General features: G+C 66.5%; 12 protein-coding genes and 1 pseudogene. 8 read left to right on the top strand and 5 right to left on the bottom strand.

Annotated features, from left to right (window positions below):
• Nucleotides 1-94 precede the first annotated feature (94 nt).
• The 4 genes from BJY18_RS07110 to BJY18_RS07095 are packed head-to-tail and all read left to right on the top strand — an operon-like array spanning nt 95 to nt 3,164.
• Nucleotides 95-499 carry a hypothetical protein gene (locus tag BJY18_RS07110; RefSeq protein ID WP_184778737.1) on the top strand — a complete coding sequence of 135 codons (405 nt, stop codon included), beginning with the start codon at nt 95-97 and terminating at the stop codon, nt 497-499.
• On the top strand, nt 499-1,113 hold the full coding sequence (locus BJY18_RS37975) for a DUF3558 domain-containing protein (protein ID WP_184778735.1): 615 nt from the start codon (nt 499-501) through the stop codon (nt 1,111-1,113). Before BJY18_RS07110 ends, BJY18_RS37975 begins: the two co-directional genes overlap by 1 nt.
• Nucleotides 1,114-1,145: 32 nt before the next feature.
• A complete protein-coding gene (locus BJY18_RS07100) occupies nt 1,146-2,384 on the top strand; it encodes a hypothetical protein (protein ID WP_184778733.1) in 1,239 nt (412 codons plus the stop codon).
• Nucleotides 2,385-2,390: 6 nt separating this feature from the next.
• Nucleotides 2,391-3,164, top strand: coding sequence for an ESX secretion-associated protein EspG (locus BJY18_RS07095; protein WP_184778731.1), 774 nt, complete (start codon nt 2,391-2,393; stop codon nt 3,162-3,164).
• 15 nt (nt 3,165-3,179) lie between these two features.
• Here BJY18_RS07095 and BJY18_RS07090 read toward each other — a convergent pair.
• From BJY18_RS07090 to BJY18_RS07080, 3 genes and pseudogenes are all read right to left on the bottom strand, one after another.
• Nucleotides 3,180-3,776, bottom strand: a pseudogene (locus tag BJY18_RS07090) (hypothetical protein); the annotation flags it as partial.
• A 71-nt stretch (nt 3,777-3,847) separates the two neighbouring features.
• Nucleotides 3,848-5,104 carry an IS256 family transposase gene (locus BJY18_RS07085; protein ID WP_184776778.1) on the bottom strand — a complete coding sequence of 419 codons (1,257 nt, stop codon included), beginning with the start codon at nt 5,102-5,104 and terminating at the stop codon, nt 3,848-3,850.
• A 66-nt stretch (nt 5,105-5,170) separates the two neighbouring features.
• Nucleotides 5,171-5,776, bottom strand: a complete 606-nt coding sequence (locus tag BJY18_RS07080; RefSeq protein WP_184778727.1) for a hypothetical protein — start codon at nt 5,774-5,776, stop codon at nt 5,171-5,173.
• Nucleotides 5,777-6,505: 729 nt separating this feature from the next.
• Between BJY18_RS07080 and BJY18_RS07075 the strand changes: the two genes are divergently transcribed.
• The 3 genes from BJY18_RS07075 (at nt 6,506) to BJY18_RS07065 (ending at nt 9,284) form a co-directional block, all read left to right on the top strand.
• Nucleotides 6,506-7,396 (top strand): IS982 family transposase, encoded by an 891-nt coding sequence (locus tag BJY18_RS07075; RefSeq protein WP_184778676.1) that lies wholly within the window; start codon nt 6,506-6,508, stop codon nt 7,394-7,396.
• A 285-nt stretch (nt 7,397-7,681) separates the two neighbouring features.
• Nucleotides 7,682-8,938, top strand: coding sequence for an IS256 family transposase (locus tag BJY18_RS07070; protein WP_184776778.1), 1,257 nt, complete (start codon nt 7,682-7,684; stop codon nt 8,936-8,938).
• A 61-nt stretch (nt 8,939-8,999) separates the two neighbouring features.
• Entirely contained in the window at nt 9,000-9,284 is a 285-nt protein-coding gene (locus BJY18_RS07065) for a transcriptional regulator (protein WP_184778725.1), read from the top strand.
• A gap of 112 nt (nt 9,285-9,396) precedes the next feature.
• On the opposite strand, the gene BJY18_RS07060 is transcribed toward BJY18_RS07065, so the two are convergent.
• Entirely contained in the window at nt 9,397-9,759 is a 363-nt protein-coding gene (locus BJY18_RS07060) for a hypothetical protein (RefSeq protein WP_184784472.1), read from the bottom strand.
• A gap of 495 nt (nt 9,760-10,254) precedes the next feature.
• Between BJY18_RS07060 and BJY18_RS07055 the strand changes: the two genes are divergently transcribed.
• Nucleotides 10,255-11,145, top strand: a complete 891-nt coding sequence (locus BJY18_RS07055; RefSeq protein ID WP_184778676.1) for an IS982 family transposase — start codon at nt 10,255-10,257, stop codon at nt 11,143-11,145.
• Nucleotides 11,146-11,169: 24 nt separating this feature from the next.
• Here the strand turns inward: BJY18_RS07055 and BJY18_RS07050 are convergent, their stop codons facing one another.
• Complete coding sequence (locus tag BJY18_RS07050; protein WP_184784471.1) at nt 11,170-13,161, bottom strand: MFS transporter; 1,992 nt, start codon at nt 13,159-13,161, stop codon at nt 11,170-11,172.
• Nucleotides 13,162-13,252: the final 91 nt, after the last annotated feature.

The following is a 13,252-nucleotide window of genomic DNA, read 5'->3' as shown; positions in this document are numbered from 1 at the left end:
GGGGTGATCTCCGGCGTTCTCCGGACAGGTTGTTGCCGGTTGGCTACTATCGGTGCGAGGCTAGATGCCCACAGTGCGACAGGGGAGGCAGCAAGTGGCAGGGCAGGAGCAGGCGGTGAACACGCCGACGTTCGTCGTGGCCGGCGCCGGAGGCGGAGGCGCATCCGGCGGTTCGGCCGGTGGAGCGTTCGCGCTGGACCGGGACGCCATGACCACCGAGCTGGCGAACCTCAAAAAGTTGCAGCGGCGAATCGGGGATCAGCGTGACCATGCCGCGCCGATGTGGTCCATCCAGTCTCCCGGAAACGATCCCGCTTCGCTGCGCAATACCGAGGCAAGCAACAATTCTGGTCTTGCCTATCGTGATTCCCTCACGCGCCAATACGACTTTGTAGGTTTCTTTATCGCAAAGATAGAAAAGGCACTGGGGATACACGAAGAGAATGATGAGCAGGCCGCACAGACGGTCAACACCAAGAGCGACGGGGGTCGCTTCTGATGGCTCTTGTGTCGAGGTTTGGCGGCGGCGTGACCGGTTTGGCCTTGTTGTCTGTGCTTGTGGCGTGCTCGGGCACTACGGCGGGTACGGCGACACCTGGCCCGAGTTCCGCACCCGTCACATCGAGCAGCGGGTTTCCAGTCCCTACGGTTGCGAATCCGTTGCCTGCGTCTCTAATCCAAGGTGACCCCTGCAAAGCTCTCACCGATGCGCAGATTGGCGGCCTATTCACGAACACGCCGACACGTAGTCCGGCAGCGAAGGACACCGGGGTCGCGAAATCGTGTTCATGGGGTGACGACGATCGCGGTTCCATCGCCGGTATCCAGTTTGTGTACGCCTGGAAGCGCGGCCTTGCCGATGTGTACGCGACTCAGGAGCGGGGCGGGTTTTTCAAAGTGCTGGCCCCAGTTCAAGGCTATCCGGTGGTGGCCTATGGCCCTTCCGATGATCGCTCACGGGGACGGTGCAGCGTCGCAGTGGGGATTTCCGATAATGCAGCCTTCGAAGCAGACGCAACGGTGGCCAGGTCTGAGGTAAGCAAGGGTGATCCGTGTGATGACGCGCGGAAGATTGCCGACCTGGCGCTCACGACGTTGAAGGGAAGCGCGTGATGTCCGGTCCGGCTGACGCGGTCAGAGCGTGGATGCAGTTGCAGCAGAGCCAGGGCAACTTGATCCTGCCCGGGGAACTGGTGCGGCGGGTGAAGGGCGGCCCGGGTCCGGGCAGCCTCGGAGAAGCCCAGCAGGTCAGCATGTCCCAGGCGTCCGAGCAGCACGAGATCGAATCGGACACGCGGGCGATCGTGGCCCGGCTGGAGGCTGCGTGGTCCGGACAGAGCGGTGACGCGGCCCGGGGTGGGCTGCAGCCGCTGACGCAGGCAGCAACTGCCGCGTCGATGGCGTTGGGTACCGGGCAGAACACACTGACGGATCAGTCACATGCATTTCAGTCCACTCGGGACTCGATGCAGGAGGTATCCGACTCGCCACCGGAGCGGGACGCGGTTGATGTACTGACGGTGTGGGACACCGACACCGAGGATCAGATCAACAAGAACAACGCGGCAATCCAGCAGAACAAGCAGATCTACCAGGGGTTCACCTCCACCAGTGACGGGCACGCGCAGACGATGCCCACCGAGTATGGACAGATGCCCGACGCACAGGGTGACTTCTCCATCGGAAATTCTTCCGACACAGGAAATCAGCAGGCTGCGAATTCCGGGCATTCCGCATTCCAGCCGCACTTGTCCGGTCCGGGTAGCTCGGCACAGGACGGTTCGTCGGTTTCGTCACCCACGCAGTACCACCCGGGAAACGTCGGGACCGGCTCCGCGGGCAACCTGCAGGTGCCTGCCGCGCAAGGAAACGATGGCGACGGAACACATACCTCCGGCGTAGTCCCGCCCCCGGCGTCCGGTCCGGTAGGCGGCTGGAACGGCGACCCGGCGCGGCTCAATCCGATTGGGCCGGGTGGCGGAGGGTCGTCCTCCTACGGTCCCGGGAGCGGGCTTGGCGGTGGGTCTGGCTTCGGTGGCGGCTTCGCATCCGGCGTGTCCGGCCCGGGAGAAGCGGGCACCGGTGAAAGGACGCCGGGGGCGACCGGTGGAGGTTCCCGATCAGGTGGTCTTGGCGGCGCGGGGCGGTCGACCGGTTCGGGCGGCAGGTTCGGCGCAGCGGAAGAGTCGATGACGCGCGGTGGGAGCGGGACAGGTTCGTCCGGCGCCCGGGGTGCGAACGGCATGCCGATGGGTGCTGCAGGCGGAAAGGGCAACAAGGAAGAGGACAAGGAGAAGAAGTCCGCTTCGTACTTGTTGGAACCGGATCCGAATGCCTTGTTCGGATACGATGGCAAGGCCGTTCCGCCGGTGATCGGCAAATAGCCGATCATGGTGATCGACAAACCGGTGACGGTGCCACGGGTGGCTCTCGCCTGGGCATGGGAGGGCGAACGAATCGGTCCAGCACACCCCGTGCTGGGGATCGTGGAATGGTGGCTCGAAAACGACGCAGTAGCATCGTTCAGCGAACTGATGCGGCAATCCCTCGCTGAGCCCGGCTTCTATGACCTGCGTCGGCAGCGGCTGACCGGAGACTTCCGGGACGTGCTGCTGGGCATCTCGACCGCCGACGCGGAGTGCTACCGGATATCCAGTCGGCGTGACGAACGCAAATCGGGTTCGCTGGCTGTCCTCGCTGGGCGTTCTGCCTTGCTGATCACCGTGGACGATGACGAGGCGACATTGGTGCAAATTCCGGCCGGCCGGTTGTGCCGGGCGACGGTGGACACCCTTCCGGACGTTCGCCCTGCCAAAATTAGCGAGATCCGGGTGCCCCGTTCGGAGTACGGGACGGGATCCGCATCCGAGTCCTTCGACCTGGACCTGACCAGCGACTACACCGCGCCGGATGCGGCAGAGCAGGTCCGGGCGCTGATGGCCGCGCCGCGCCGCGCGGTACACCAGTTCTACGTGGCCAGCCGGACGAATGGCGTGCGTTCGTCCAGCTATCCGCTGACCGCCGTGGACACAGTCGACCACGGGCGATTGCTGACGTTCCTCCAGAACGGTCCGAACGGCAACGACATTATCTCGTGTGGCCCGGGAAGCGCCGACTACATCACCGCGACCTTGGACCAGACCCTGCGCGGACTAGACGCCTGACCATGCTCGTCGCTGTCACGCATCCGACAGAGCGGCGAGGCGGCGTAGCTGGCGGACTGAGCCAATTTCGGCTGCCAGCGCGTGTGCTTTCGTGAGGTGCTGGCGTGCTTCGTCGCGTTCTCCGCTTGCGATCAACGCGGTTGCCAGATCGACCCGGAGTCCTGTTTCCGCACGCGTGAACGTCGGATCGAGGTTCCGCAAAGCTGCGGCGAGGACGTCGACAGCTTCTGCCTCGCCGATGCGGGCAAGTGCGTTTCCTCGCCAACGGGCGAGGTGGATGGTGTCAAGAACGAGGTAAGGGCTCTCCGCGTCGGCGGGGCCGGGCGGCATCAGCGATTCCGCGCGGTCGAAGGCTCGCAAACTGGCAGAGCGTTCCTTGCTCGCGGCGAGTGCTTCCCCGTGTGCGGCTGCCAGCCAGGCACGCAGAAGACGTCCGGACGTGCCTCGTGCGCTGTCCTCGGCGGTCGCCAGTAGCTCGGCTGCTTCCTTCGCATGTCCGAGGTCCAGCAGCACAAACGCTTGTTCCGCCTCGACGTGTACGGCTGCGGCGGCGTCTCCCTGCTGACCCGCGGCCTGTTTCGCACGTTCGTAGTGGTCCCATGCAACAGAGACTTGGCCTTGATCGGGTCACGTCCGGCGGAGTGGTGTATGAGATCGACTCCGCGTGATCTTGGTTCGGGATTCTAGGCGGTTATTGCCTCGGTTGTCATGAGTGCCTCGCTGCCGGTCGGTGCGGCTTCGGTGGTGACGATGCGGATGCGTGAGCGGGCCAGTAGATCGAGGCCCATGTAGCGGCGGTTCTCGGTCCACTCATCACTCTGTTCGGCCAGGACGGCGCCGACGAGGCGGATCAGGGAGTCGCGGCCGGGGAAGATCCCGACCACGTCGGTGCGACGGCGGATCTCCTTGTTCAGTCGCTCTTGAGGGTTGTTCGACCAGATCTGGCGCCAGACCTCGCGCGGATATGCGGTGAACGCCAGCAGCTCATCGCGGGCGTTGTCGAGGTGCTCGGCTGCGTCGGGCCAGCGCGCGGTGAGAGTGTCGACCACGCGTCCGTACTGGGCTGTGACGGCGTCGGCGTCGGGCTGGTCGAAGATCGTGCGCACCTGCGTAGCGACATGCGGCTGCGCCGACTTCGGAACACGGGAGAGCAGGTTACGCAGGTAGTGGGTGCGACACCGCTGCCACGCCGCACCCGGCAACGCCGAGGCGATCGCCGCCACCAAGCCGGGATGGGCGTCGGAGATGACGAGCTGGACCCCGGACAGGCCGCGGGCGACCAGACCGCGCAGGAACGCCAACCAGCCCGCTCCGTCCTCGCTGGAGGCCACATCCAGGCCGAGGATCTCGCGGTGCCCGTCGGCGTTCACCCCGGTCGCGAGCAGCGCGTGCACGTTGACCACCCGGCCGTCTTCGCGGACCTTCACCGTGAGCGCGTCGACCCACACGAACGTGTACGGGCCCTGGTCGAGCGGGCGCTCGCGGAACGCGGCGACCTGCCCGTCGAGGTGCGTGGCCATCTCGCTGACCTGCGAACGCGACAGCGACTTCACCCCGAGTTGTTCGGCCAGCTTCTCCACCCGCCGGGTGGAGACACCGAGTAGGTAGGCCGTGGCCACGACGGTGACCAGGGCCTGCTCGGCGCGGCGGCGGTGGGTCAGCAGCCAGTCCGGGAAATAGGAGCCCTGGCGCAGCTTCGGCACCGCCAACTCGATCGTGCCCGCTCGGGTGTCCCACTCCCGGGCCCGGTAGCCGTTGCGCTGGTTCGTCCGCTCGCTGCTGCGCTCGCCATAGCCGGCCCCGCACTGCTGATCGGCCTGCGACGACATCAACGCGTTCGCCATCGTCGCGATCATCGTCTGCAACAGATCCGGCGACACACCCGCCGAGGCGAGCTCCTCGACAAGCTGGGCAGGGTCCACACTGTGTGGTGCGGCCATCGTGGTGGTCCTTCCTGGAGTTCCTTGGTCGGTACTCGAGAAAGATCACGCGGTGGCCGTCTCACGTCACGACGCCACGCCGCTCACCAGCGACGAACCCGTACACCACCTCCGCGGACGTAACCCTTGATCGAGGGCTTGCCATCCGGCGAGTGCGCTCAGTTCCGCGAGGAGTGCGGCAAGTTTGTCGCGCGTCCCGGCCAGCAGGCTGTGGGAGTGCAGGCGCATCACCTGATCGATCTTGACCGCGACCTCGTCGTAGGTAGCAGCTGCGCCCAATTGCCGGTCGAGCTTGCGCACGGCCGCCAGTTGGCCGCGCAATAGCATCACGACCTCCGGCGTGACTCTCCGGGCGATCGCAAGGGCTGTCTGCAGCTCGCGCTGATCTGATTGCGCTCCGGCGGCACGCTCGGGTGACGCCAGAAGCTCATCTATACCGGTGCCGAAGATCCGTTCCAGCAGACGAGCCGTGGCCGGACGGGGACGCCCGACTGGGGCGCCATCGGTCCGGCGTCCGGCTACGAGCCGCTTGAGGTTCCGTTCACTGAGCGTGCCCGGCTCCCCGGAGCTGCGCGCAAACTCCTCGGCGAATTCCGCGAACTCGGCCAACGACTGGTTACGTCCCCAGATTCGCTGTTCCAGCAGCGTCCGTGGTCGCTTGGCTGCATCCACCACGTGCACCTCCCTACGTCCCCAAAGCGGCCCGTTACTGGCCCGCATACGTCCTTACGCCGAAATAGGCTCATCGTACACGCTTATATCGGCCCAAAAATGGAGATGACGCCCTGGTGCGGACGCGCCGGCGGAGGGGACCGAGGACATGGCAGTGACTGCGGAACCGCTTTACTTGGTGTGGCACCGCTGCGCCTACGACGGGCACGACCATGCCGTCACCGACGAACAATTCGCCCGGGTACGGCACGAGGGGTCAGTCGGGCGTTATCCGGCAGTCTGTGGCCACAACGTTCTGGTCGGATCGATGCTCCAAGGCCCCGGCGCGCCATGCGCTGCGTGTCGGGCGTACGTCGCCATGCGAAATGGGGCTCTGGCGCCGGTTAGCCGACCGAAGCGAACCCGGCGGCGCGCCGACTCGCTCTGGTCCAGGATGCGGCGCTGGACACGTCACTCAACGGGCTTCGCGACCGCTGGTGGTGGCACGCGGTGACCGGGCACGTCTTTCTCGCTCGTCCCGTGCGAGGAACCGTGGGCGAAACCCGTCGAGTAGTGCACGTGTTTGCCGTACCGCCCGGGGAAATCCCGTCCCGGCTCAGCGCACTCTGCGGTGTGGACTTCGGCCCTGGCGAACTGGCACCCGTCCACGCTCTAGATGAGTGATTCCGTGAAGGTCGTGTGAAGTGGCCCCGAGTGTGGGCATGAGTGGAGGGTGCTCATGATCATTTTGTGAAGAACGACCTGAACACCCTCCTGACGGCACTGTACGTGCTCGTCGATGACCATGTGGTGCTGCCCCGGACCGGCCGGGGACGGCGCCCACTACTCACGGACAGTGAGTTGATCACGCTGGCCACTGCCCAAGTGTTGCTGCGGTATGACTCCGAGCGCCGATGGATTCGCCATCTTCATGCCGACTCCCGGTGGCGTGAATGGTTTGCTCATCTTCCTGGGCAGTCCGGCTACCACAAGCGGTTAAAGGCATCAGAACCGTTGCTGCGCAAGACCATCCTGGCCCTTTCCCTGTGCTGTCCGTCCTGGTTTGACGACATGTGGATCACCGATGCCACCCCGGTGCCGTGCGGGATGTCCCGGGAAACCGTGAAGCGCTCCGACCTGGCCGGCCACGCCAGTTACGGCTACTGTGCGTCACACTCTCGGTGGTATTGGGGGCTCAAGCTTTACCTCGTCTGCGCCGGCGACGGCATGCCGATCATGTGGTGCCTGGCCAACCCGAAACTCGGCGAACGCGAGGTCTTGGCCGCCCTGCTCGAGCACAACCACCACCTCGTTCGTGACGGCCAGACCCTGTTGGCGGACAAGGGTTTCGCCGGCAAGGAATTCAAGAAGCTGACCGCGGCGATGGGGCTGGAGTTGCTGCGCCCGGACCGCAAGGACGAGACCTACCGCAACGGCAACCTCGGCGGTGTCCGTCAACGGATCGAGTCGGTCAACCAGACCCTCAAGGGCCAGCTCGACCTCGAAGCCCACGGCGGACGCACCCCCGCCGGAGTGTTCACCCGCGTCGCCCAACGCCTGCTGGCCATGGCCGCCGGCATCTGGCACAACTGGAACACCGGCCTGACCAGCAAACGATCACTCATCGCCTACGACCACTAACACTAACTTCACGGAATCAGCCGTCTAGGTGGTATGCCCTGTACGGACTGCCTACGGCAGACGCCGACCAGTCCTGAACTGAGCGGCGCCTGATGGCAAGGTTCGTTCACGTCAGCGGCTTCACCGAGGACGTAGACCCGTCCCTGGTCCCGCCCGTGGGGGTTACGTCCGCGGAGGTGGTGTACGGGTTCGTCGCTGGTGAGCGGCGTGGCGTCGTGACGTGAGACGGCCACCGCGTGATCTTTCTCGAGTACCGACCAAGGAACTCCAGGAAGGACCACCACGATGGCCGCACCACACAGTGTGGACCCTGCCCAGCTTGTCGAGGAGCTCGCCTCGGCGGGTGTGTCGCCGGATCTGTTGCAGACGATGATCGCGACGATGGCGAACGCGTTGATGTCGTCGCAGGCCGATCAGCAGTGCGGGGCCGGCTATGGCGAGCGCAGCAGCGAGCGGACGAACCAGCGCAACGGCTACCGGGCCCGGGAGTGGGACACCCGAGCGGGCACGATCGAGTTGGCGGTGCCGAAGCTGCGCCAGGGCTCCTATTTCCCGGACTGGCTGCTGACCCACCGCCGCCGCGCCGAGCAGGCCCTGGTCACCGTCGTGGCCACGGCCTACCTACTCGGTGTCTCCACCCGGCGGGTGGAGAAGCTGGCCGAACAACTCGGGGTGAAGTCGCTGTCGCGTTCGCAGGTCAGCGAGATGGCCACGCACCTCGACGGGCAGGTCGCCGCGTTCCGCGAGCGCCCGCTCGACCAGGGCCCGTACACGTTCGTGTGGGTCGACGCGCTCACGGTGAAGGTCCGCGAAGACGGCCGGGTGGTCAACGTGCACGCGCTGCTCGCGACCGGGGTGAACGCCGACGGGCACCGCGAGATCCTCGGCCTGGATGTGGCCTCCAGCGAGGACGGAGCGGGCTGGTTGGCGTTCCTGCGCGGTCTGGTCGCCCGCGGCCTGTCCGGGGTCCAGCTCGTCATCTCCGACGCCCATCCCGGCTTGGTGGCGGCGATCGCCTCGGCGTTGCCGGGTGCGGCGTGGCAGCGGTGTCGCACCCACTACCTGCGTAACCTGCTCTCCCGTGTTCCGAAGTCGGCGCAGCCGCATGTCGCTACGCAGGTGCGCACGATCTTCGACCAGCCCGACGCCGACGCCGTCACAGCCCAGTACGGACGCGTGGTCGACACTCTCACCGCGCGCTGGCCCGACGCAGCCGAGCACCTCGACAACGCCCGCGATGAGCTGCTGGCGTTCACCGCATATCCGCGCGAGGTCTGGCGCCAGATCTGGTCGAACAACCCTCAAGAGCGACTGAACAAGGAGATCCGCCGTCGCACCGACGTGGTCGGGATCTTCCCCGGCCGCGACTCCCTGATCCGCCTCGTCGGCGCCGTCCTGGCCGAACAGAGTGATGAGTGGACCGAGAACCGCCGCTACATGGGCCTCGATCTACTGGCCCGCTCACGCATCCGCATCGTCACCACCGAAGCCGCACCGACCGGCAGCGAGGCACTCATGACAACCGAGGCAATAACCGCCTAGAATCCCGAACCAAGATCACGCGGAGTCGATCTCATACACCACTCCGCCGGACGTGACCCCAGTGCGACTACTGATCGCCGTCTTCCTGGCGGACCAACAGTGGCACGACTACTCGGCGCTCCGCGAAGAACTGGGGCTCCCTCCGGCCGTTCTGTCGAAACAACTGGCCACGCTGCGCATAGCGGGTTACCTGACCACGCGACCGACAACGGACGGGCGGCGGTCAGCATGGCGGCTCTCGGACCGTGGCCGTGACCAACTGCTCTCACACCTCGCCGGATGGCAACGCCTGATCGGTGCCGCGTCCAAGGCAGTCGCGGCAGCCCGCGCGAACGATTGCCGCTGAGCCTCCGCTCACCGGCTGGCCGGGACAGCCACCGGCCCCAAAGCAGGGCGGGGCGGGTTCCCCCGACGACCCGTCCCGCCCGTCCCATCGGGCTTCCGACGCGCCTCGACCGTCAGTCGGCGAGCGTGTCGGCGGGCATCAGCGCAAGTAGACGCCGTGTGGTGGCCTCGTACTCAACGTATGCCCGAGCGTCGTCCGGACCACCGGCCGCGATCATCTCGTCGTAAGCGAGTGCTTGCGCGGCGTTCACCGAAGCCACCTGCGTCAGCATCCGCACAGCACGCTCGGAACGGCTCCGCATGTCGGCCATGCCGGGGAGCCCTCGCTCATCAAGCCCGGCGAACAACCCGGCGGCCCGTCCCTCGGTCTCCGCACACGCCCGGAAAGCTGCCGCCCTCCGGCGCAACTCATCGGCGAAGCTCGGCGGGACATCGTGACCAGAGGTCGCGTCGGCAGGCTCACTCACGTCAGCCATCATGCCCGACACCCGACGAGCACACGACCGATTAGGTCTGACGAACCGCACTACGGCGTGGTCCGGTCGGCTGCCCTGCTCAACCTCCCGACGAGCCGTCGTCCGAGTTCACAAGTAGGTAAACAATCAGGCAGTCGCCTTGGGGGACTCCAAGTCCCTCAAGGACCCCTTGACAGCCCAGCTTGATCGGACAGGAAGCGTAAGTAGAGCGGAGGTTGGTTGGTGTCGTCCGTGGGTGCTGTTACGGCCGGTCTCCTCGCGGCGATCCGGGTGCGGCAACCCCGTGTCTTGGCGACTCGGCGAGCCTTGTGGCACGAGCAGAAAGCGCAGATCTTTGCCCACACATCGACCTTGGGCACCTCCCCCTTCTGCCGCCGACGCGACCCCACTTCACACGAACTTCACGGAATCACTCATCTAGATGAGTGATTCCGTGAAGGTCGTGTGAAGTGGCCCCGAGTGTGGGCATGAGTGGAGGGTGCTCATGATCATTTTGTGAAGAACGACCTGAACACCCTCCTGACGGCACTGTACGTGCTCGTCGATGACCATGTGGTGCTGCCCCGGACCGGCCGGGGACGGCGCCCACTACTCACGGACAGTGAGTTGATCACGCTGGCCACTGCCCAAGTGTTGCTGCGGTATGACTCCGAGCGCCGATGGATTCGCCATCTTCATGCCGACTCCCGGTGGCGTGAATGGTTTGCTCATCTTCCTGGGCAGTCCGGCTACCACAAGCGGTTAAAGGCATCAGAACCGTTGCTGCGCAAGACCATCCTGGCCCTTTCCCTGTGCTGTCCGTCCTGGTTTGACGACATGTGGATCACCGATGCCACCCCGGTGCCGTGCGGGATGTCCCGGGAAACCGTGAAGCGCTCCGACCTGGCCGGCCACGCCAGTTACGGCTACTGTGCGTCACACTCTCGGTGGTATTGGGGGCTCAAGCTTTACCTCGTCTGCGCCGGCGACGGCATGCCGATCATGTGGTGCCTGGCCAACCCGAAACTCGGCGAACGCGAGGTCTTGGCCGCCCTGCTCGAGCACAACCACCACCTCGTTCGTGACGGCCAGACCCTGTTGGCGGACAAGGGTTTCGCCGGCAAGGAATTCAAGAAGCTGACCGCGGCGATGGGGCTGGAGTTGCTGCGCCCGGACCGCAAGGACGAGACCTACCGCAACGGCAACCTCGGCGGTGTCCGTCAACGGATCGAGTCGGTCAACCAGACCCTCAAGGGCCAGCTCGACCTCGAAGCCCACGGCGGACGCACCCCCGCCGGAGTGTTCACCCGCGTCGCCCAACGCCTGCTGGCCATGGCCGCCGGCATCTGGCACAACTGGAACACCGGCCTGACCAGCAAACGATCACTCATCGCCTACGACCACTAACACTAACTTCACGGAATCAGCCGTCTAGCGTCCGTCCGTGGTGGAGGCGAGGCGCAGCAAGGGGTCGAACTGGGCCGGGCCGTCCGCGGTCAGGTCCACGGGGCTCGCTGCCGGTTCGTAGCTCGTCACGATCACCTGGTATTCGCCGGGGAAGAGGCCGTCGACGGCGTAATGGCCGGCGGCGTCGGTGATGGTGGTCCGCTGGACGTGGCCCGCGGTGTCCACCACGGTGACCTGTGCACCCCCGAACGGCCCCGGGGCCGCGTGCACGGTGCCGACCAGGCGCGCGGACAGCGGCAGCTCGACGTCTTCGCGGACCGGGTGCGCGCCGACCGTCACGTGTCGCGCGATCGGTTCGTGACCGTCCACTCTGGCCAGCAGCACGTAGGTGCCCGCGGGTGCGGCGAGGGCGTACGCGCCGTCGGCGCCGGTGACTGTGCGGTGGACTTGGTGCGTGTCCAGTGAGGTCAGTGCGATCGCGGCCTGCTCGCCGGGCGGGAGGCCGCGCACCGTGCCGGTCACGCTGTCGGCGGGACGCTGTGGGACCGGTGCGGCCCCGGTGTCGGGCTCGGGGGTGGCCGCCGGTGCGCCGCGGCGCTTGCGGGCGCGTGAAAGCACGATGTCGGTGATGCCGAACAGCAGGGCCAGCACGACGAGTGCGGTCGAGCCGAGCAGGCCGTGCGTTGCTGCGGAATGGTAGTCACCGTGCGAACGGCCGAGCTCGCTGAAGAACAACGAGCCGCCGAGAGCGGTGCCGATCGCCGCGCCGATCCGCTGCCCGGTCTGCAGCACGCCACCCGCGGTGCCGCCTTCGGCGGGGGAGATGTCCTCCAGCGCGAGCGTGGAGTTCGGTGCGATGACCAATCCACTGCCGAAACCGGCGACGAACAGCGGCCCGGCGAGCACGAGTGCGAGACTGCCACCGGAATAGCCGTGCACGAGCCAGGCCGTGCCGGCGAGCCCGAGCGCCACCAGCAGGGTGCCGGACACCACCATCGGCCTGCCCAGCCGGTGCACCAGCCGTCCGCCGATCGCGGGCGAGATCGCCGACCCGATCGCGAAGGCCAGCATCGCGGCGCCCGACTGGAGTGCGCTGTAGCCCTCGCCCTGCTGGAAGAACAGCGTGAGGACCAGGAAAATCCCGGTGAACCCGGCGAAGTAGACCAGCCCGAGCGCGGCGGCCATCGTGTAGCTGCGCACGGTGAGCAGCTTCAGGTTCACCAGCGGATGCTTCCCCCGCCGGCCGAGCCACTGCTCCCACAGCACGAAGAGCACGAGCAGCGCGGCCGCGACGCCCATCAGCCACCAGTGCGGCTGGGCGGACTGCTCCTCCTGTTCGACCAGCGGAAGCATCACGAGCACCACGGCCGCGCCGAGCAGCACCGTGCCCAGCAGGTCGGGGGTGCGTTTGCGTTCGGCGCGCACGTCCTTCGGCAGCAGCCGCAGCCCGAAGAGGATCGCCAGGATGCCGATGGGCAGGTTGACGTAGAAGACGTAGCGCCAGCCCTCGCCGGCACCGAACCCCTGGATCAGCAGGCCGCCGAGCACCGGCCCGATCGCGGTGGACAGCCCGACCGTCGCGCCGAAAGCGCCGAAGGCCTTGCCCCGCTCACGGCCGGTGAACAGCTGCTGCATCATGCCGATGATCTGCGGGTTGAGCAGACCGCCCGCGACGCCCTGGGCCAGCCGGGCCACGACCAGCCAGGTCGCGTTCGGTGCGGCCCCGCACAGCACGCTGGTGATCACGAACAACGCCAGCCCCAGCAGGAACATCCGGCGGCGGCCGTAGTCGTCGCCGAGCCGGCCGGACGGGACGAGCGCCAGACCGAACGTGAGCGCGTACCCGGAGACCACCCAGGACACGTCGGACGCGGTCGCCCCGATGCCCTGCTCCATCGAGGGCAGCGCGACGTTGACGATGCTGACGTCGAGCAGGGTCATGAAGCCCGCGATCAGGCAGACCGCCAGCGCTCGCCAGCGCCGCGGATCGGCGGGGGGTGCTGCGGCGACGGACATGCTCACGGGACCACCTGGGGAAGAATTCGAGACCAGTAAGATAATGACTGCTGTTAGGGTACCCAGCCATGCCGAGCCCGCGTGATCATGT

This window comes from Amycolatopsis jiangsuensis (genome assembly GCF_014204865.1).
In the GTDB taxonomy this organism is placed as follows: Bacteria; Actinomycetota; Actinomycetes; order Mycobacteriales; family Pseudonocardiaceae; genus Amycolatopsis; species Amycolatopsis jiangsuensis.
The sequence above is the reverse complement of the archived record's forward strand: the minus strand, read 5'-3'. Positions and strand labels throughout refer to the sequence as shown.